This window comes from Nocardiopsis listeri, from assembly GCF_020741345.1.
In the GTDB taxonomy this organism is placed as follows: domain Bacteria; phylum Actinomycetota; class Actinomycetes; order Streptosporangiales; family Streptosporangiaceae; genus Nocardiopsis; species Nocardiopsis listeri_A.
This window is the reverse complement of sequence record NZ_DYZD01000353.1, coordinates 1-20,232: the sequence shown is the minus strand read 5'-3', so window position 1 is coordinate 20,232 and position 20,232 is coordinate 1. Positions and strand designations below refer to the sequence as shown.

Sequence of the window (20,232 nt, the reverse complement as noted above, 5' to 3'; positions counted from 1 at the left end):
ACACACCATCGCCTTGACGCGTGCGGTGCGGGCGGCAACAATCACGCGGCGGGGAAGGAGGAAGAACCCACCCCCACCCCACCCAACAACCCCCAAGGCTCTCTATCCGGGGCGCCCCACCGACGAACCGGCTCCCTACCCCTCAGACCTGACCCCTTCTGCCTACCTACCCCTGCTCTTCCAGCGGCGGGACGTGCTCGCCCTCCACCACAGGTCCCGGCGGAGTCCCGTCCCCGAACGGGCGACCGCCCAGCTCCTCCCGGTGGTGCGGGGTGAGCCAACCATGCGGGTCCGGGCCGACGGCCACGATCCCAGTGGGGTTGATGGCGGTGTGCACCGCGTAGTAGTGCACCCGGATGTGCTCCAGGTTGGTGGTGTCACCGAAGCCCGGGGTCTGGAACAGGTCGCGGGCGTAGGCCCACAGCGCCGGATACTCGATGAGCTTGCGGCGATTGCACTTGAAGTGGCCGTGGTAGGCGGCGTCGAAGCGCACCAGGGTGGCCCAAAGGCGCAGGTCGGCCAGGGTGATGTGCTCGCCGACCAAATAGCGGCGTTCGCTCAGGCGCTCCTCCAAGGCGTCCAGGCGGTCGAACACTCCGCGCACGGCCCGCTCGTAGCGCTTCTGGTCGGGGGCGAACCCGGAACGGTAGACACCGTTGTTGAGGTCGCGGTACACCTCGGCGCTGACGGCGTCGATCTCCTCGCGCAACTCCTCGGGGTACAGCCGCGGGGCGCCGGCGCGGGCGAGGCCTTCCCATTCGGTGGCCATGTCCAGGCTGATCTGGTCGTAGTCGTTGGAGACCAGGTGGCCGGAGGCGACGTCCACGAGCCCGGGCACGCTGACGCCGCCGTCGTAGTCGGGGTCACGGGCGAGGTAGGCCTCGCGCAGGGCGTGGATGCCGAGCACCGGGTCCTTGTCGCCCGGGCTGCCGGTGCGTTCGGTGAACACCCAGTGCGGGTCGCCTTCGATGATCTCCTGCACGGGATCGGTGACGGCCAGGGAGACCACCTGTTCCAGTCCCATGAGGCGGCGGGTCATCACGACGCGGTGCGCCCAGGGGCAGGCCCTGTTGATGACCAGCCGATAGCGTCCTGGTTCGGCGGTGCGGCCGAAGCGCCCGTCGGAGGTGACCCGGTCGGCGAAGGCCGCGGCGTCGCGTTTGATCTCCTCGGTCGGCAGCCGATTGGCCCGCATGGCGCACATCCTCCGTGTTCTGGGAACCTCTGTCTCTCCCGATCCTAGGCCGAACCCCTCTCGGGGAACCGGTCGTCCACAGGCCGAATTCCCATGGCCCTACTCTCGCAGGGCGGCCACGGACTCGATCTCCACGAGCTGGTCGTCATAGCCCAGGACCGTGACGCCCAGCAGAGTGCTGGGGACGTCGTGCTCACCGAAGGAGTCCCGCACCACCTCCCAGGCCCTCACCAGGTCTTCCTGGGACGAGGAGGCGACCAGCACCCGGGTGCTGACCACGTCGGTCAGCTCCGCGCCGGCCTCCGCGAGCGCGGTCTTCAGGTTGGCCACGCACACCGCGGCCTGACCGGCGTAGTCGCCCACGGCCGCGGTGGTGCCGTCGGCGTTGAGCGGGCACGCGCCGGCGGTGAAGACCAGTCGTGTCCCGGACGGGACCGTGGCGGCGTAGGCGTACTCCGCGACGTCGGACAGGACGGTGGATCGAAGGAGCGTCACGGCGCTGTTCATCGGGTTCCTCGGTGGTGTGGAAATGGTCGGGCACAGGGCACGGTAGCGCCGTACCGGCGACCGCCCCAACGGGTTTTTACGTGGGAGACGTTTCACCACCGGCATCGACCGAGCAGGGGACCCATAAGACGGACGGAGGGAACCTGATGGCTTACGCGACCACGAACCCCTACACGAACGAGACCCTGGCGACGTTCCCGGGGATCGAGGACGAGGAGCTGGACCGGGCCGTCCACACCGCCCAGCGGACCTTCGAGTCCTGGCGCACCAAGTCCTTCGACGAGCGCAAGGAGGTCGTCGCCCGCGCCGCGAGCATTCTGCGCGAACGACCCGACGAGTTCGCCCGCCTCCTCACTCTGGAGATGGGCAAGCTGTACAGCGAGAGCCTGGGCGAGGTCGATCTGGCCGCCTCGATCCTGGACTACTACGCGGACAACGCCGAGGAGTTCCTGGCCCCCGAGCGGGTGTCCACCGACCACCCCGAGGCGGGAGAGGCCATCGTCGTCAGCGACCCGATCGGGGTGCTGTTCGGGGTTCAGCCATGGAACTTCCCCTACTACCAACTGGCCCGATTCGCCGGTCCCAACCTCATGGCCGGGAACGTGGTGATGGTCAAGCACGCGTCGATCGTCCCGCAGTCCGCCGCGGCCTTCGAGCGGCTGTTCCGGGAGGCCGGCGCCCCGGAGGGCGCCTACACCAACGTCTACGCGAGCAAGGATCAGGTGAGCCGTACGATCCAGGACTCCCGGATCCGAGGGGTCGCGCTCACCGGTAGCGAGGGCGCGGGTTCCAGTGTCGCCTCGCACGCGGGCGAGGAGTTGAAGAAGAGCACCCTGGAACTCGGCGGCAGTGACGCCCTGATCGTGCTCGCCGACGCCGACCTCGACCTGAGCGTCGAGCGGGCGCTCTGGGGCCGGCTCAACAACGCCGGGCAGAGCTGTGTCGCCGCCAAGCGGATCATCGTGGTCGAGGAGCTGGCGGAGGAGTTCCTGCGGCGGTTCGGCGAAGGATTCGCCGAGCTCAAGGCGGGCGACCCGTTCGACCCCGACACGACCCTGCCTCCACTGTCCTCGCAGAGCGCCGCCGACGACCTCGACGCCCTGGTGGACGAGGCCGTCGACCACGGCGCCCTGATGATGACGCCCGGCGATCCCGTCCCGGAGGAGGGCGCGTTCGTCCAGCCCAGGATCCTCACCGGAGTGACCAGGGACAACCCGGTCTACGACAAGGAGTTCTTCGGTCCCGTCGCCCTCTTCTTCCGGGCCGCGGACGAGGATGAGGCGGTGCGGATCGCCAACGATTCCAGCTTCGGGCTGGGAGGGTCGGTGTTCACCGAGGACACCGCCCACGGTGTGGAGGTCGCCAGGCGGATCGAGACCGGGATGGTGTTCGTGAACCACCCGACCTGGACCCGGCCGGACCTTCCGTTCGGTGGCACCAAGAGGTCCGGCTACGGTCAGGAACTCTCCGCCGCCGGTATCCAGGAGTTCGTCAACAAGAAGCTGATCAACGTGATGCCGACCGGTTAGGGAGCGCGGCCACCACCCGACGCGCGACGGCCCGCCCGGCCCGGTTGGCGCCGATGGTGCTGGCCTGCGGCCCGTATCCGGCCATGAACAGGCCCGGCCGACGGACCGCGCGGCCGTCCTCCACCCACACCCCTCCACCGGGTTCACGAAGGCGCAGTGGGGCCAGGTGGGTGAGTTCGGCACGGAAACCGGTGGCCCAGATGATGGCGTCCACCGGTTCGAACGTTCCGTCCGGCCAACGCACCCCGTCGGGTTCGATCGCGGTGAACATGGGCCGGTCCACCAGCAGCCCACGGTCCCGGCCCGCCAGGTCGGCGGGGGTGGCGGGCAGCCCGGTGCCACTGACGATGCTGGGCAGCCGGCGGCCGGCCCTCGCGGCCTCGTCCGCCGCACGCACCGCGTTGATCGGGCCCTCCGGGTCGTCGACGAAGGTGACGGGTCTGCGTGTGGCCCATGTGGTGCTCGCGGCCACGCCCTCCAGTTCGCGCAGGAACCCCACCGCGGAGGTGCCACCGCCCACCACCAGGACCCGCATCCCCGCGAAGTCCTCGGCGGCCCGGTAGTCGGGTGTGGAGATCTGGATTCCCCGGAAGTCCGCCGCGCCCGCGAAGTAGGGCCGAAACGGCCGGGCCCAGGTGCCGCCGGCGTTGACCACGGTCCGTGAGACGACCTCGCCCCGGTCGGTCACGACCCGAAACCCCTCGTCGTGGTCGTGCACCCCTTGTACCTGAACCGGACGGACCACCCGCAGGTCGAAGGCGTCCTCGTAGCGGCGGTAGTAGTCACGGACCACGTCCCGGGCGGGGCGTTGGGGGTCGGCGGTCTCGAAACTCAGCCCCAGCTCCCGCATCCCGGGCAGGTCGTCGACCTTGTGGGCGTCGTCCAACCGCAGCGCCTCCCAGCGGAACTGCCAGGCTCCACCGCTGTCCGGTCCTCGGTCCAAGACCACGAAGTCGACCCCGGGCTTCAGCCCGAGCCGACGCAGGTGCCAGGCCACCGAGAGCCCGGCCTGCCCGGCGCCGATGACGACCACGTCGGTCTTGTCGGGCGACCCGGCCTTGTCCGTCATCGTTCCTCCAGTCGTGCCGGCCGCGGTCTTCGACCCTGCCAAGCGTCGACGAGCAGTGTCTCCACGCCCTGTCGTTCCGGCTCTCGCGGGTTCGGGTAGGGCTTGGCGGTGGCGAGCCCGGCGGCCCGTGTCAGGTCGGACCGGGCCATACCGAGGTCGCACAGCGAAGTGGGGCCCTCGACGCCCACCACGAGGTCGTGGACCCCGCGCGCGGCGTCGTCGGTTCCCATCGCCTCCGCGACACGGAGCATCACCTCGGGTACGGCGGGCGCGTTGTAGGCCATCACGTGCGGCAGCACGACAGTGTGGGTCGCGGCGTGCGGCATGTCGAACGACCCGCCCAGGGTGTGGCAGAGCTTGTGGTGCAGGCCCATGCCGACGGTTTCAAGGCAGGTCCCGGCGAGTCGGGCCGCGCGCAGCAGGTCCCCACGGGCCTCGGCGTCGGTCGGCGAGCCGGCGACCACGGGAAGGGCCCGGGCGATCAGCGTGATCGCCTCCAGTGCCTTCTCCTCGGTCGCCGGGTCGACCTCCGGCGCGTACAGGGCCTCCACCGCGTGGGCCATGGCGTTGACCGCGCTGGTCACCGATACCGCCACCGGCAGTCCCAGGGTGAGGTCGACGTCGTAGACCACCGTCTCCGGAAGGATCTGCGGCCCGGACCGGGTGATCTTGCGTCCGTCCTCGGTCTCCCCGAGAACGGACGTGACCTCCGAACCCGCGTAGGTGGTGGGGACGATGACCTGTGGCAGCTCTGTACGTACCGCCAGGGCCTTGGCGAGTCCGGTCGTCGATCCACCGCCGATGGCGACCAGGCAGTCGATGGCGTGCTCGTTCACGAGTCGAAGCGCCCGCTCGGTCACCTCGACCGGGGTGTGCGGAATCGCCCCCGCGAACTCCGCCACCAACAGATCCCGGAGGGCCTGGCGCATCCGGCCCACCGCACGCCCCGAGGGCGAGGAGAGCAGGAGTACCCGGGACGCGCCCAGCCGTTGGACCTGCTCCCCCACCCCGTTCACCGTCCCGGAGCCGAAGACCACCATGGAGCTCACACCCTCTGCGCCTCGGGGTTGTTCTCCGTGGGCAGGTTCAGCCGCGGAAGCGCGTTCTGGATCTGGTCCCGTCGGGGCTCCAGCCACGGTGGGAGCTTGAGGGCGCGGCCGAGTTCGAGCAGGGGCTCGTCGACGTCGAAACCGATGTCGTCGGTGGCCACTTCGAACAGGGTGCCGCCCGGTTCCCGGAAGTAGATCGAGTGGAAGTACCGTCGGTCCAGGATCTCGGTGACGTTCATGCCCCTGTCGATGAGTTCGTCCCGCCAGGCGCGTTGGGTGGCGTCGTCGGGCACCCGCCAGGCGACGTGGTGCACCGTGCCGCCCGCGACCAGGCCGCGCGGGGCGTTCGGGGTGACCAGGACGTCGACGAGTGTCCCCGGTCCACCGTCACCGGCCGCGAAGCGCAGCCTGTCGCCGTGTTCACCGACGAAGCGCAGGCCCAGACCGTCGGTCAGCATGTCGGCGGAAGCGTCCTCCTTGGCGACCTGCATGGTCACCGAGTGGAGTCCGCGAATCGCGTACTCGGCGGGCACCAGCGGGGTGTCCCACGGGTCGCGGGGGTCCCCCTGAGGGTGTGCGACCAGGGACAGGCGCAACCCGTCGGGGTCGAGGAAGGTCAGGGCCTCCTCGCCGGGGCTCCCGTTCCGCGTGCTCTCGACGCCGACCCTCTTCAGGTGTTCCTCCCACCAGCCCAGGGAGAGCTCGGGGACGGAGAAGGACGTGGTCGTGGCCTGCCCGGTGCCATGGCGGCCGGGGGTCACCCCGTCCCAGGGGAAGAGGGTCATGAGCGTGCCGGGCGTTCCCTCGGCGTCACCGTAGTAGAGGTGGTAAACGCCGGGGTCGTCGAAGTTCACGGTGGTCTTGACCAGGCGCAGACCGAGCGTGCGCGCGTAGAAGTCGACGTTGCGCCGGGGGTTCCCGCCGATCGCGGTCACGTGGTGCAGTCCGTCCGTCTTGATCGCCATGTCCCCATTCCCCAGATCGCCTCGTCGAGATGAATCTACCTCAGAAACCTCTTCCCGGCAAGACACTTCCAAGGGAGTCCAGAGTTCTCCCCTCTCACGGGCCTTCGAGCAGGCCGACCTGGACCGCGCGACGCGGGTCGTTCCAGACCGCCATGGCGGTGCTCATGCGCAGGAAGCCGAGTTCACCGTAGAAGGCCTCCGTGCCGGGCTTGGCGTACAGGACGACCTTCTTGTAGCCGTCGGCGAGGGACAGGAGCCTGCGGATGATCTCCGAACCCAGCCCCCTTCCCTGGTGGTCCGGGTGGACCGCGACGTCCGCGATATAGGCGCAGTCCCCTCCGTCGGCAAGGGCCCGCCCGGCACCGACGAGCGTCGCGCCGTCTCGGACGAAACAACGGAACATACTGTTCCCGAACACCATCGCGAGTTCCTCCGGGGACTTGTTCCCCAACGGCGCGATCCGGTACAGCCTCGACAACTCGTCGAAGTCCAATTCGTCCAGTCGACCATCCCAGGAATACTCCTTCATCGGAACCTTTCCTCCCGTCGAAAGTTTCACCGAAGTGTACATGTGAAGAACCAGCAAGGAGGGGACTGGATCAGCGGCTCTTCCGCTTCGTCGGGCCGGTTCGACGACTCCCGGGCACTCATCGAAATTCACGATGCAAACCATGAATAGAATGCGTTGGACTCATGCTCGCGACTTCTCGAATATGGAGGCATGACCAACACCAACTCCCCCGCAAGGGAAGCGGCCGTCACCGGTTCCCCACGCCCATCGCTCGTACTGCTGATCATGGCGGTGGCGGCGGGTCTGTCGGTGGCGGGCAACTACTTCGCCCAGCCGCTGCTCGGACTGCTACGTTCCGAGCTGGCCATGAGCACCACCGCCGCCGGCCTCACCATCGCGATGGCCCAGGTCGGCTACGCGCTCGGGCTCGGCCTCCTGGTGCCTCTCGGCGACCGCTACTCGCGCCGGGGCCTCGCGGCGATCCTGCTCGTCGGCACCGGTGTCCTCCTGGCCGTGGCGGGATCCTCGCCCAACGGCTCGCTGCTGCTGATGGCCACCGGCCTCGCCGCGGTCACCTCGGTCGGCGCGCAGGTCCTCGTCCCGTTCGCCGCCGAGATCAGCGCGCCCGACCGGCGGGCCCGCAGCATCGGCATCGTCATGGCCGGCGTCCTCGCCGGCGGACTGGTCGGCCGCGCCTTCTCCGGTGTCGTGGCCGACCTCGCCGGATGGCGCGCCGTCTACTGGATCACCGCCGCATTGCTGGTGGTCACCGCCCTCGTCGTCCTGCGCCTCCTGCCGGCGGGTCAGCGCGACACGAGCGACGCGACCCGTCCGCTCCGACTCTGGCGGTCCACGGCGATGCTGCTCGTCGAACTCCCCGCTCTGCGCGGGCCCATCACCATCGCCGCGCTGGCGATGGCCTCCTTCACCATCCACCTGACGGCCATCACCCTGCTCCTGGTGGACAGCCCCTACGAGTGGTCCCCCACGACCATCGGGCTCGTCGGCCTCATCGGTGTGGTCGGCCCGCTCTCCATGCCGTTGGCCGGACGTTTCGTGGACGGCGGGCACTCGCGCGCGGTTCTCCTCGCCGGCCTGCTCTCGGCCGCGGTGGGGTGGCTCCTCATGCTCCCGGCACAGAACGGGCAGGTCGCCTGGCTGATCATCGGCGTGGTCCTGATCAACGTGGGTCAGACGGCCATGCTCAACTCGTCCCAGACCACTTGCTACGAACTACGACCAGAGGCACGCAGCCGGATCAACGCCGTCTTCATGACCCTGTTCTTCGCCGGCGGCGCCATCGGCGGAGCGCTCGCACCCATCGCCTGGGTCAACGCCCATTGGACCGGAACGTGCCTGCTCGGCGCCGTACTCGTCGGAACGGGCCTGCTCATCGCCGGACTCTCGCGCCGAACCGAGTGATCCTCCCCTTTCATCTGAACGGGGCACCCGCCTCACCTGCGAAAGTCACCTCGCCCGCTCACCGTCCCCACTCATTTCGAGAACCGGGCCGGCGTACCCGATTCTTCGGGGCGCCGGCCTTTCCAATATCCGCGGCTCACCTGCCGCTACGATTACCGCATGGAACTCCAGCAGATGCGTTATGTGGTCGCCATCGCAGAGACGAACAGCTTCACCAAGGCCGCGGAACGCTGTCTGGTCGCCCAATCCGCCCTCAGCCACCAGATCTCGCGCTTGGAACGGGAACTGGGGGCCAAGCTCTTCGAGCGCACCAGTCGCCGGGTGCGGCTCACGCCGGCCGGCGCGTCCTTCCTACCCGCCGCACGCGAGTGCCTGGAGGCCGCCGAACGCGCGGCGGCCAACGCCGCGGCCGCCGTCGGGGAGGTACGCGGACGACTCACCGTGGGGCTCATCCCCACCGTCGCAGCGGTCGACATCCCCGGTGCCCTGCGCGATTTCCGTCGGCGGTATCCGCACGTGCGCATCGGCCTGTCCATGGGAGCCAGCGACGACCTGGTCGAACAGGTAAGAGAGGGGGTACTCGAAGTCGCCTTCCTCGGATTACCGACCACGGCACGCCCACACGGCGTCAACGCCCGCGAACTCGCACGCGACCGGCTCGTCGCCGTGGTCGCTCCGAACCATCCGCTCGCCGAGGAGTCGGCGGTCGACCTGTACCGTCTCTCCTCCGAGGTGTTCGTGGACCTGCCCGCGGGGACCGCCGGACGTATCCAGTCCGACCAGGCCTTCTCAGCGGCCGGGCTCACCCGCGACGTCACCTTCGAAGTGTCCTCGGCGGACTACATGACCCGCCTGGTCCTGGAGGGGCTGGGCATCGCCCTGCTCCCCTCCACCTACGTGCCCCAACTGACCGGTGTGACCACCATCGAGGTCACCGACGCACCGACCCGCGCCGAACACGTGATCTGGAACCGGGCCGTTCGCACACCCGCGGCCGACGCCTTCCTCTCCATCCTCGGTATCCCGGTCACCCCGGGCGAGCCGAGCAGCGGGACCACGGCGGGGGGCCGGGACGGCCGATCCACTCCGGTGGACGCCCCGCCCCGGCCCTGACACCACCCCGGGCTCAGACCGACCGGTTCCCCTCGGGTACGTGACCGGACTCCCTCAGGTGGTGGGCGTGTGCGGCGGCGAGTCGGCCGCCGACCTCCGCGGTGCTGACGAGCACCGCCATGTTGGCCTCGGAGGTTCGCCCTCCGGTGGCCTTGTCGACGGCGCGCATCAGGTACTTGGTGATGGCGTTGCCCCTGACCCCGTCCCGCTCGGCCGCGGCCAACGCCTCCGCGATCGCCTCCTCGGCCTCACCACGGTCGACGGCGTCCTCTTCGCGCGGCGGGGTCGTGATCAGCACGCTGCTGTCATTGCCCGCGGCCCAGTGGTTCTCGACCACGCGTGCGATCGTCCGTTCGTCGTCCAGCCGGTGGGGGCTGCGGATACCGCTGGAAGCGCAGTAGAACGCCGGGAAGTCGTCCGACCGGTAGGAGATCAGCGGAACGCACTGCGTTTCCAGGTACTCCATGGTCAGACCCAGGTCGAGGATGCTCTTGGCTCCGGCGCAGACCACGGCCACCTTGGAGCGGGTGAACTGGATCAGGTCGGAGGAGACGTCCATCGTGGTCTGCGCCCCGCGGTGCACCCCGCCGATCCCGGCGGAGGTGAAGAACGGGATCCCCGCCAACTCCGCCGCGATCAACGAGGACGCCACCGTTGTCGCGCCCATGCCGCCCCGCGCCAGGACGACCGGCATGTCCCTGCTGCTGACCTTGGGGACTCCGGACGCCGTCGCGAAACGCTCGATGTCGGTGCCGCTCATCCCGACGACGAGGCGCCCGGCATCGATACCGATGGTGGCCGGGACGGCCCCTCCCGCACGAACCGCGGCCTCCACCTTGGCCGCGGTGGCCGCGTTGTCCGGGTAGGGCAGGCCATGGGTGATGACGTTCGATTCCAGGGCCACCACCGGATCCCCCGCGCGCAGGGCCTCGAGAACCTCCTCGCTGTAGGTCAGAGGTATGCCGGCGTGCTTGCTCATGGGTGCTCCTGTCGGTCGTCGAGATAGCCCGGTTCCTGGATCAGTAGGTGCGCGCGTCCCGTGATCTCCGAATCGACGACGGCCTCGCCCCAGTCGGGTTCGGCGACCGGTTCGAGAGCGATCGAGACGGCCTTCCGATCGACACCGAAGCCGTCCGAGACCACCTCGGTGATCGCGGCCGCCAGCCGCCCCTTGTGCTCGGCGGTGAACTCCTGGCCGAAGTACTTGATGTTGACGTGTGGCACGGGTTGCTCCTCCGTTCTCTGTGATCGCGACGCGGGGCCTCTTCGGCCCCGAGAGGGTTCACTCGTCGAGGCGAGCGCGGATCGCCGACACCAGTTCGGCGACCCCGTGCTCCCGCAGCACCTCGTAGTGGTCGCCTTCCAAGTCGACGATGGTCGGGGGAACGGCGGAGTACCCGGACTCTCCGTCGATGAACGAGTAGTCGTCCCCCGCGGCCTTGAACACGGTCACGGGCGCCTTCAGGCGTCGCTCGGCCAGCTCGTGGAAGGTGTACTCGAACTCGAAGGTCCTTTCGACGATCCGCGTGATCCGGCGGATCATCTCTTCGCCCAGTTCCGGGAAGCGCTCGTGGACGAAGACCACGAAACCGTCCTCGTCCCGCACCTCCTTGAGGCAAAGGTCCAGTTCGTGCCCGCTGGCCGAGCCCGAGAAGACGGAGAACAGGATCGTGACGTAGGCGGGGTTCTCATACGACGCCTCGCGTCCGCGGGAGTTCACCGCGCCGCCCTCGACCTTCGGGTTCCCCGGGCAGAGGAGCATCAGGTTCTCCACTCGTTCTCCCGCCTGCTCCAGTTGCCAGGCCGCCTCGAAGGCGACCCGTGCCCCGAAGGAGTAGCCCCACAGTGTGTACGGCCCTTCGGGTCGCACGCGGCGAATCTCCGCGATATCGGCCGCGGCCGTTTCCCTGATGGTGGAGTAGGGGTCCTCGCCGATGTTGACGCCGTGGGCCTGCACGCCGTAGAAGGGCCGTCCCAGCCCCGCCTCGAGTGCCAGGAGTCGCAGGTTCATCGGGTATCCGCCCAGACCCGGCCAGCAGAACACCGGAGACCCCTCTCCCCCATCGCCCAACGACACCAGTCTCGAGGCAGGGGGAGCGAAGGTGCTCCCTTGCGTGCGCGCGGCCAGGTCCGCGAGTCTTGGGAACTCGAACAGGACCTGGAGCGGCAGTTCGATCCCGAGCGCGCGGTTGATCCCGCGGACGAGCGCCACGGCGATCAGCGAATTCCCTCCGGCTGCGAAGAAGTCGTCCTCCATGGACACGTCCTCGTACCGCAGCGCCTTCCCCCACTCACCGGCGAGCCAGTGTTCGAACGGCGTCTCCGGGGCGACGTACACGCTGGACGGTGCGGTCGACCGCACCGTTTCCGAGGCGGCCAGGGCCTTGCGGTCGACCTTGCCGTTCGCGGTCAGCGGAAGCTCGTCCAGCACAAGGACACGGTTGGGAACCATGTAGTCGGGAAGGCGCCGGGACAGTTCGTCCCTGACCATCTCAGCGGGCCCCTTCATGTGCACGGAGTCCTCGTTCATGTCTTCACTACGGAACTGCTCCTCGCTGACCTTCCCCCCAAGGGCGAAGTACGAGGCCCCGGGCGCGCCCCTGAGCGGGACGAGGATGTCGTCCACGCGCCGCGCGGCGGGCAACGGGGTACCGGACTTGGAGCTGTAGCCCGAGGACATCAGTCCCAGCCGCCGGTCGTTGCTCTGCAAGTGGTGCATCCTCGTCCCCAGGACGACGTACTCCAGCCATGACCGCTCCGGCTCGGCAACGACGATGACGCCGAAGGCGGCCCGCTCGTACACCTGCTGGTTGATGGCGATCACGTGCCTACGCTGGACGACGTCGTCGGAGACACGCTCCAGCTCACCGTCCGAGTAGCGGTACAGGCCCTCGGCAAGGCCCTCGACCCTTCGCCCGTGGACCTGCACGTAGACCTCTGCGGAGTCGGGTCGAGACCTCGGGTCCCGGCGGGTGATCTCGAAGGTGCCCAGGTAGTGGTCCTCGTCCGCTACGTCCGTGCGGTCCTTGGCGGTCGACCGGTATTCCAAAGGCAGCACCTCCAGCCCGTAGTCCGGAAGCACATCCTCGAACACGCCCACCATGTGGCCGGTCTCGAGCTCCAACACCTCCAGGATGTTGTTCTGGTAAACGGGCTCGATCGCCCGCCTCCTGCCGACGAAGTGCACCAGGAGCCGGCCGGCCGCGCCGTCTTGGGCATCACCGACTCGTACCAGTGAGTGGTCCACGGGGTGGTGGTAGTACACACCCGGGTCCAGTCCGGCCACGCCGCCGGTCTCCAAATACATCTGCGCGGCGTACAGCGCGCCCGGGGACGCGTAGGCGTACTTCGGCAGTAACCGCAGGTCACTGTGGTACTGGCCGAACCAGCGAAGGATTTCGCCCAGTTCGGTGAACGACACTTCGTCGAGCCCGCGCGAGCCGCCACCGGTCGGCCGGGGGGCCAACAGCTCCAGGAGGTCCTCCCGGCGCACACGACCGCCTTCGTAGAAGCGATAGGTCTTGCGGCCGAAGACCCGACGCCGCCGGGACTTCGGATCGCGACCGCTCGGCAGGCCGATCACCGGTCTACCGTGCAGCTCCGCGGCGGTCCGAACACCCGGGTCGGACAACTGCGCCCGCACCTGGAGTCTGCTCTCCTTGGACTGATGGTGGGCACCGTGGTTGCCCTGGTCCATCAGGGCCGCTTCCTTCGTGTCCAGCTCGATACAGGCCACGAGGTTCTGGAAGCCGGTCCTGGCGTCGTCGGTGACGATCGCCGCCGCTCGACGCACCCAGGAGTGCTCTTCGATCGCCAGCGACACCTCCTCCAGTTCGACCCGATGGCCGCGCAGTTTCACCTGGTGGTCCACCCGGCCGGAGAATTGGATGGTGCCGTCGGGGTTCCAGTGCGCCAGGTCACCGGTGCGGTAGAGCCGCTGCGTAGGCACGAACGGTGAGGGGATGAACCGCTCCCGGGTCAGCTCGGGCCGGTTCAGGTATCCGCGTGCCAGCTGGACACCCCCGATGTACAGTTCGCCCTCCTCTCCGATGTCCACCGGTGCGAGGTTCTCGTCGAGGATGAAGCACTGGGTGTTGTCGACCGGTACGCCGATCGGGATCGTACCCGTCCGCTCGTCGATCGCGCCGGCGTCGACCAGGCAGGCGGTGGCGTTGATCGCGCACTCGGTCGGCCCGTAGAGGTTGGCCAGCGACGACCACGGAAGCGCCTCGCAGAACTCCGCGGCGAGCCGGCGTGAGAGCGCCTCTCCCCCGGAGAACACCCGCCGAAGCGTGGCGCAACGACTGAATCCGTCGGTGTCCAACAACGCCTGGAGCAGCGTGGGCACGCACTGGAGCGTGGTCACCCCGTGTTCCATGACGGCGACGACGATGTCTTCGGGGGACCGGTGGAGACCGGGAGCGCCCGCGACGACGCGTGCCCCCACGGCGGGGGACAGGATCTCCCACTGGGCCGCGTCGAAACTCATCGGAGTCTTCTGCAGGACCACCGCTTCCGCGCTCAGGTGGCCACAGGTACGCATCCAGCGCATCTGAGACACGATGCTGCGGTGCTCGATCATCACGCCCTTCGGCTTGCCCGTGCTGCCGGAGGTGTAGATGACGTACGCCAGGTCCCCCGGCCGCGGCCCAGGAGGAACGATCTCGGTGGAGCCCGCCACCTCGTCCAGGACGACGATTCGCGTCCCATCCGCGACGAAGCCCTCCAAACGGTCGACCAGGTGTCTCTGAACCACGATGACCCGGGTACGGCTGTCCTCCACCATGTAGCGCAGCCGTTCTTGCGGGTAGTCCGGGGCCAACGGCAGGTAGGCGGCTCCCGCGAAGAGGATGCCCCAGGTGCCGACCACCAGGTCCGCGGAGGGTTCGACCAACAGACCGACGCGGTCGTCGGCGGCCACGCCGAGACGGTTCAGGTGTCCGGCCAGACCACTGGCGCGCAGGACCAGTTCACGGTAGGTCATGTGGTCGCCCCCGTGCACGACCGCCGTGTCGTTCGGTCTCAGTCGCGCCTGCTCACGGAGCAGATCGGTGAGACACGTCTGCGATGAGGTGTGGGTGGGCGCCGGTGAGAGCGCCTCCGGGAAGGATCTCTTTCTCTTGCTGTTGAGCTGCGGCATGGAATCCCCCATAAAGATGAAAGGCGACCGGCTTCCCCGTTCCGGGTGCTGGTCCGATCGCCCGGAGTAGAGCGGGCACCACTACCGGCGGACGCCGAAATACCAGCGCACGCCGTACTACGACCGGCTTCTTGTTCAGGGAATCCGTCATTCGAAATGGCCGAGAACCAAAGAGGGTGACCCTCGAGGTGGCGGCCCGGTCGCCCCCGTGACAGACCGGACCGCCCGGGTCAGCCCCGGGGACCCGCCTTGACGCCCGCTCGCAGCGCGGCGGCGACCTCGATCATTCTTCGGGTCTGATGCCCGATCGCGGCCAGGTTGTCCTCGGTCACGTTCTCCGCGAGCCGTCCGGGGATCGCTTGTCGGCCGGAGACCGAGCTCACGCCATAGGGATTTCCGTTGCTGGGCGCGCGCTGGATCTCGTCGGTGACGCCAGGGGGCACGATGATCGCGCCCCAGTGGTAGAAGACGTTGTTCAACGACAGAATCGTGCTCTCCTGGCCTCCGTGCGGGGCCCCGGTGGAGGTGAACGACGACATCACCTTGTTCACCAGCCCGTCGCGCGTGTTCAGCGGCCAGGCCAGTTCGATGAAGTGCTTGAGCGGCGCGGCGATGAGGCCGAAGCGACCCGGGCTCCCGAACAGGATCGCGTCCGCCCAGTCGAGGTCGTCGACCCTCACCGTGGGCACGTACTCGGTCGCCTCGGTGTTCTCCTTCCAGGCCCGGGTCCATTCGGTGAACTCCGGGGCGAGCGACTCGTCGGAGTACTCGGGCACTCGGCGCAGGCGCGTCCGCGCACCGGTCCTCTCCGCCGCTTCGGCCGCCGCCACCGCGAGCCTGTGGATGTTGCCGGTCCCGGAGTAGTAGACGACGGCGACCCTGGGCGCATCTTCAGTGTGCGTGTTCGACATGGGTTGCTGTACTCCTGCTGTGGTCATCGACGGGTTCGTCACGAGCGGTACCGCCCCTGCCGGGGAGATCCGTTCACCGCACGGCGTCCGTACCGAAGTAGCGGTCGCCGAAGTCACCGATCCCGGGCCTCATGTAGGCGTTCTCGTTCAGTCCCTCCTCGATGGAGGAGGTCACGATCCGCACGCCCGGATGGCTCCTGTGGACGACTTCGATGCCCTCGGGCGACGACAGCACGTTGACGAAGACGATGTGCTCCTCCGGCACGCCCTGGTCGAGCAGGACCCCGATCGCGGTCAGCGCGGTGCCGCCGGTGGCCAGTGTCGGGTCGAGCAGGAGGACGTGCCGTTCCCCGATGTCCTCGGGCAGCGCCGAATAGTAAAGGTGCGGCAGCTTCGTCTCCTTGTCGCGCTGGATGAGGATCTTGCCGATCCGGATCCCCGGCGAGATCGCACGCAGCTCCGACTCCATGCTCTCCCCCGCCCGGGCGATGGAGACCCCGCAGATCCGAGGAGTGATGCCCAGACCGCGGTAGGTCTCCCCCACAGGGGTCAGGACGTCGGACTGCTCGAAGGGGAGCTGTTCCAGACCGCTCTCCACCAGCTGTCGTATGACCCGGCTCGCGTTGGTCACGAACCGCTCGCGGTCGGCGTGACGGTCGCGGATGATCGTGTGCAGGGAGCGCAACCACTTGGTCTGCGGCAGCAGGTGCACCGACTCACGGTCGGCCTGGTGATCCGGTTCGCGAAGATCGGTGGTCATCCGACCACCCCCTGGTCGGTCTCGGCCATGCGGGTGAAGGCCCCGCGGGCCTCCCGAACGAAGGTGCGCACCTTGATCCGGTCCTTGCGGCCGGTGGCGTCCTCCAGGCCGGTGTGGGCGTCCACAGCGGCGGGGCGAACCTTCTCCACGGCTTCCGCGATGTTCTCGGGGTTCAGCCCACCCGCCAGCATCAGCGGCTTGGGCGAGAGGCGTACCAGCTCGGCACTGACGTCCCAGTCGTGCACCAGCCCCGTCGCCCCCTTGGCCCCGGTCGCGGGGTTGAAGCTGTCGGTGATGAACATGTCGACCCACTCGGCGGAGTGGTCCACGACCTCGGCCAGTTCGTCGATATTGTCCGCTTTCACCACCAGGCTCTTGAGCACGTAGAGATCCGGGGCCATGGTCCGCAATCTGCGCAGTTCGGCGGGCGACACGTCACCGTGGAGCTGGATCGCGCCGACACCCAGATCGGCGCAGAACGACCTGATCTCGTCCGCGTCGGTCAGGTAGGTGATGATGACACCCTTGTTCCTGGGCTGGATCGCCTCGACGATCGCGGCCGCGTCCTTCTCCGAGAGGTCCTCGTTCCCGGCCGGGAGCCGCAGCGCGAACCCGAGCCAGTCCGCGCCCTCCTCGACGATCATGTCCGCCTCGGCCCGGTCGATGATTCCAGCGACCTGGATCAAACCCTGCATGTTGCCACTTCCCTTGTTGATGGTGGTTCGGAACGATCTCGGGGCGAAGGTTCAGCCCGCGCCCGTGTTCTTCAGTTCCGCGACGACGAGTTCGGCGAGGGGAGCCGCCGACGCGGGGTTCTGGCCGGTGATGAGCCGGCCGTCCTGCACGACGTGGGAGACGTACCGGGGCTTCTTGGTGTGGAGCGCCCCGTGTTCTTTGAGTCGGTCCTCCAGCAGGAAGGGCATGACCTCGACGAGGTCGAGCGAGTATTCCTCCTCGTTGGTGAAGGAGGCGACGCGCTTACCGTCCACCAGGCGGGACCCGTCCGACAGCCGGAGGTCGATGAGCCCGGCGGGCCCGTGGCAGACGGCGGAGACCACACCTCCCCGCTCATAGATCTCGACGGAGATTCGGGCGAGTTCCGTCGACCCCGGGAAGTCCCACATGGCGCCGTGCCCTCCGACGTAGAGGATCGCGGCGTAGTCGCCCGATCGCACTTGGGAGGCCGGCCGGGTCGCGGCGAGCTTGGCCCGCACGATCTCGTCGGCGAGAAACCCCACGATCTCCGGATCGTTCTCCTCACCGTCGAAAATCACGGCCGGAGGCTCGCCGCCCTTCACGGATACGAAATCCACGTCGTGGCCGGCCGCGGTGAACACGTTGTACGGATGGGCCGCTTCGGAAACGCTGTAACCCGTCCTTTCCCCGGTGTCTCCCAGAACGTCGTGGCTGCTCACGGCGAGCAGGATCCTGGCCATTGCTTCTCCTTGCGCATACGAATGTCGGATGTGGTGAAGGGCCTGCCCGTACCTCGGCCGACCACTTGTCATGGAGCTCAGGGCTTGTGGATGAAATCCTTGACCGTCTGGACGAACTCGTCGGGCTTTTCGACGAGCACCATGTGACCGCTGTCGAACTCGACGTAGGAGGAGTCCTTGATCCCGGCGTGGAGCTCCCGTGAGTGCTGGGTGGGAACGGCCGCGTCCGGGTTGCAGGCGACGACGAGAGTTTTGGCCTCGACCCTGCCGAGGAGGTCCCGGATGTCGGTGCGCACCAACAGCTCCAGCTGCCGGATACGACCTTCGGAAGGACTGAGGTGCAAGCCGAGCTCGTCCACCTCTTGGAGGCTGTCGAGGCTGTTGATGTACCGGGGGCTGAACGCGGTCGCGGTCAGCACCCGACCGAAGGCCACAGGGTCGTGTTTTTGGCTCAGGGTCAGACCGATCAGGTTCTTCATGTAGGTGTCCGCCTGTACCAGGCCGCCCACCGGGACCAGTCGCCGCACCTTCTCCGGGTAAAGGGCGGCGGTGGCCGCCACGACCGCACCGCCGAGCGAGAAGCCCACCAGGTCGACCGGGCCCACACCCGCGTCGTCGATCACCGCGGCGACCTCCCTCGCCTGTCCTTCGATGGTCAGCGCGGAGCCGTCGTCCTGGGCGGCCTCGCTGCCGGACAGGTCGGGCAGGATCACCGAGTTGGTCTCGGCGAATCGCTCGACCAGGTGGCCGAAGGCCGCTTCGCCTCCCTTGCCGACACCGTGCACCAGCACCAGGCTCGGACCCGATCCGGTGATCCTGTACTTCACGGACGCGCTTCCCACAGAGATAGTAGGCATGACAGAACATCCCCTTCTGGAAAATGAATTGAATTACTCGTTCGACACTGTCACCAGACGGAAACCCACCGCAATTGGCACAGCGCATGGGCGTGAAGATGGAAGAACACACGGACACCGGGCCCACGTGTTCAGGAAAAGGGATCAAGACACCCCGTCATCCCCGATCCACCATGACACTCACACCACTTCCCCGAATCACTGCCGGGGGGCGGCACTTCCCACAGATCTCAATCTAGCCATACGCAAATCATCGAAGCAAGCATCGAGTAGAGATTCCGAGCATATTCGCGACGACAAGTCTTTGACTAGCGAAAATACGCCTGTCCGAATGTGGCCAACCGATTCCATAAAGCAAATCACCCTGAGCGATCAAAGGATCACTTCGATAATATTGGCCAAATGAGGACAATGGGATCGGTGAACACTTCGACACATTCGGTAAAGCGATCAGGGAAAAGCAGAGCCCGCCACCGCGGACGGGTGACGGGCCGGCGAGAAATGGTGTTCGTGTACGCAGTGGGTGGAGGAGGGTCCTTCGACATGGTCGTACCGAGAGGACCGGGTCCCGGTCGGCGTCAGGCCCCCTGGCCCCGCCAGTCCTCCAAGGTCAGCAAACCGGGGTGCCGTGCACGGAGCCCGGCGATGTCGACCTGGTACCCCTTGTCGTCGAGCCAGGCGAACATCGCCGCGAACTCCGGGCTCCAGGCGCGCACCTCCTCGATGGGCTGGAGCTCGAACCGGGTCGGAACCGCATCCACCCGGCTGAACACATCGGCCATCGCCCGCACGGTGAGTTCCTCACCCGCGATGTCGATGCTTCGACCGATGGACTCGTTCGGTTCGGCGAACGTCTCGGCGGCGATCCGGCCGATGTCGGCCAACGCGATCATCTGCAACGAGGTGTCCGCGTCCAAAGCGAAGGAGACGACCCTCTCACCGTTCTGCGGGGCCGGCAGCATCTGGTGCCAGTTCTCCATAATGAACACCGGACGCAACACCGTGGCGGGGATGCCGACCGTCCCGATGTACGACTCGATCTCCTGCTTGGTCTCGAAGTGGGAGACACCGGAGTCGTGACCGACCGCGGCCACGGAACTGTAGACGAAGTGGGCGACACCCTCGGCCGCGACCGCGTCCACGAGGTTCTGGCCCCGGCGCACCTCGGCCTCAGGATCCGGATCGGTCAGGTCCGCGGGCAACACGCCGAAGACACCGTGTGCGCCCCGCGCCGCCGACCGCAACGACGACACGGTGTCGAGATCGCCGACGACAGGTTCCGCTCCAAGACCGACGAGTTCCTTGGCCTGCGGGCCGTCCGTGTTTCGGACGAGGGCACGGACCGCCCACCCCTCATCGAGCAGCCGGCGGGCGACGGCACCGCCCTGACCACCGGTCGCGCCCGTCACCAATACCGTTTTCTTTTCCTGCACGCCAACATCCTTTCGCAGACATATCCGCGCACAAGCATCGCCTTTAACGGCAAATGAGTCCAATGATTATTGTTCATTCCATCGATCTTGATTCACGATGGATGAATAATCTGCGGATATACGCTCCCGCCGAACTCGGACATCTCACCCCGGCCGGGGAACGGGAACGCGAGAAGGGACCGCATCAGACGGCGCCTTTCTCCTCTGTCGGGACCGCGGGGCCGGTCGGGCCCTCTCGTGCATCTCCTGGAAAGCAAGAAGGGGCCCACCTGTCGGTGGACCCCTCTCACTGCTCTGTCGGGACGGCGGGATTTGAACCCACGACCCCTTGACCC

General features: G+C 67.7%; 18 protein-coding genes. 3 read left to right on the top strand and 15 right to left on the bottom strand.

Going from position 1 to position 20,232, the window contains the following annotated elements; all coding sequences use genetic code 11:
- Positions 1-166: 166 nt before the first annotated feature.
- Positions 167-1,195, bottom strand: a complete 1,029-nt coding sequence (locus K8V84_RS18930; RefSeq protein WP_304076771.1) for a glutathione S-transferase family protein — start codon at positions 1,193-1,195, stop codon at positions 167-169.
- A 99-nt stretch (positions 1,196-1,294) separates the two neighbouring features.
- Positions 1,295-1,702: a RidA family protein gene (locus tag K8V84_RS18925; RefSeq protein WP_304076768.1), complete on the bottom strand. Its 408-nt coding sequence runs from the start codon at positions 1,700-1,702 to the stop codon at positions 1,295-1,297.
- Between the two features lie 146 nt (positions 1,703-1,848).
- On the opposite strand from K8V84_RS18925, the gene K8V84_RS18920 reads away from it, so the two are divergent.
- Complete coding sequence (locus K8V84_RS18920) at positions 1,849-3,231, top strand: NAD-dependent succinate-semialdehyde dehydrogenase (protein ID WP_304076765.1); 1,383 nt, start codon at positions 1,849-1,851, stop codon at positions 3,229-3,231.
- On the opposite strand, the gene K8V84_RS18915 is transcribed toward K8V84_RS18920, so the two are convergent.
- The 4 genes from K8V84_RS18915 to K8V84_RS18900 form a co-directional block, all read right to left on the bottom strand.
- Positions 3,209-4,300: an FAD-dependent oxidoreductase gene (locus K8V84_RS18915; RefSeq protein WP_304076762.1), complete on the bottom strand. Its 1,092-nt coding sequence runs from the start codon at positions 4,298-4,300 to the stop codon at positions 3,209-3,211. The two genes, K8V84_RS18920 and K8V84_RS18915, sit on opposite strands and share 23 nt — an antisense overlap.
- Positions 4,297-5,340, bottom strand: a complete 1,044-nt coding sequence (locus K8V84_RS18910; RefSeq protein ID WP_304076774.1) for a maleylacetate reductase — start codon at positions 5,338-5,340, stop codon at positions 4,297-4,299. Before K8V84_RS18910 ends, K8V84_RS18915 begins: the two co-directional genes overlap by 4 nt.
- A 5-nt stretch (positions 5,341-5,345) precedes the next feature.
- Complete coding sequence (locus K8V84_RS18905) at positions 5,346-6,314, bottom strand: ring-cleaving dioxygenase (RefSeq protein ID WP_304076760.1); 969 nt, start codon at positions 6,312-6,314, stop codon at positions 5,346-5,348.
- A gap of 94 nt (positions 6,315-6,408) precedes the next feature.
- Positions 6,409-6,843 carry a GNAT family N-acetyltransferase gene (locus K8V84_RS18900; RefSeq protein WP_304076758.1) on the bottom strand — a complete coding sequence of 145 codons (435 nt, stop codon included), beginning with the start codon at positions 6,841-6,843 and terminating at the stop codon, positions 6,409-6,411.
- A gap of 192 nt (positions 6,844-7,035) precedes the next feature.
- On the opposite strand from K8V84_RS18900, the gene K8V84_RS18895 reads away from it, so the two are divergent.
- Both K8V84_RS18895 and K8V84_RS18890 read left to right on the top strand, forming a co-directional pair.
- On the top strand, positions 7,036-8,247 hold the full coding sequence (locus K8V84_RS18895) for an MFS transporter (RefSeq protein ID WP_304076756.1): 1,212 nt from the start codon (positions 7,036-7,038) through the stop codon (positions 8,245-8,247).
- A 159-nt stretch (positions 8,248-8,406) separates the two neighbouring features.
- A complete protein-coding gene (locus tag K8V84_RS18890; protein WP_304076753.1) occupies positions 8,407-9,360 on the top strand; it encodes a LysR family transcriptional regulator in 954 nt (317 codons plus the stop codon).
- A gap of 13 nt (positions 9,361-9,373) precedes the next feature.
- Here the strand turns inward: K8V84_RS18890 and K8V84_RS18885 are convergent, their stop codons facing one another.
- The 9 genes from K8V84_RS18885 to K8V84_RS18845 all read right to left on the bottom strand — a co-directional run bounded on the left by K8V84_RS18885 (position 9,374) and on the right by K8V84_RS18845 (position 19,873).
- Positions 9,374-10,339: a pseudouridine-5'-phosphate glycosidase gene (locus K8V84_RS18885; protein WP_304076751.1), complete on the bottom strand. Its 966-nt coding sequence runs from the start codon at positions 10,337-10,339 to the stop codon at positions 9,374-9,376.
- The gene (locus tag K8V84_RS18880) at positions 10,336-10,584 is read right to left on the bottom strand and encodes a tautomerase family protein (RefSeq protein ID WP_304076749.1); all 249 of its coding nucleotides are present in this window, start codon (positions 10,582-10,584) and stop codon (positions 10,336-10,338) included. Before K8V84_RS18880 ends, K8V84_RS18885 begins: the two co-directional genes overlap by 4 nt.
- Before the next feature lie 58 nt (positions 10,585-10,642).
- Complete coding sequence (locus K8V84_RS18875) at positions 10,643-14,500, bottom strand: amino acid adenylation domain-containing protein (protein ID WP_304076746.1); 3,858 nt, start codon at positions 14,498-14,500, stop codon at positions 10,643-10,645.
- Positions 14,501-14,730: 230 nt separating this feature from the next.
- Positions 14,731-15,411 carry an NAD(P)H-dependent oxidoreductase gene (locus K8V84_RS18870; protein ID WP_304076744.1) on the bottom strand — a complete coding sequence of 227 codons (681 nt, stop codon included), beginning with the start codon at positions 15,409-15,411 and terminating at the stop codon, positions 14,731-14,733.
- A gap of 73 nt (positions 15,412-15,484) precedes the next feature.
- On the bottom strand, positions 15,485-16,171 hold the full coding sequence (upp, locus tag K8V84_RS18865; protein ID WP_304076742.1) for a uracil phosphoribosyltransferase: 687 nt from the start codon (positions 16,169-16,171) through the stop codon (positions 15,485-15,487).
- Positions 16,168-16,866, bottom strand: a complete 699-nt coding sequence (locus tag K8V84_RS18860; protein ID WP_304076741.1) for a phosphoribosylanthranilate isomerase — start codon at positions 16,864-16,866, stop codon at positions 16,168-16,170. Before K8V84_RS18860 ends, upp begins: the two co-directional genes overlap by 4 nt.
- A gap of 51 nt (positions 16,867-16,917) precedes the next feature.
- Positions 16,918-17,607, bottom strand: coding sequence for a type 1 glutamine amidotransferase domain-containing protein (locus K8V84_RS18855; protein WP_304076739.1), 690 nt, complete (start codon positions 17,605-17,607; stop codon positions 16,918-16,920).
- Between the two features lie 77 nt (positions 17,608-17,684).
- Positions 17,685-18,434 (bottom strand): alpha/beta fold hydrolase, encoded by a 750-nt coding sequence (locus K8V84_RS18850; protein WP_304076736.1) that lies wholly within the window; start codon positions 18,432-18,434, stop codon positions 17,685-17,687.
- 608 nt (positions 18,435-19,042) lie between these two features.
- Entirely contained in the window at positions 19,043-19,873 is an 831-nt protein-coding gene (locus tag K8V84_RS18845) for an NmrA/HSCARG family protein (RefSeq protein ID WP_304076731.1), read from the bottom strand.
- Positions 19,874-20,232: the final 359 nt, after the last annotated feature.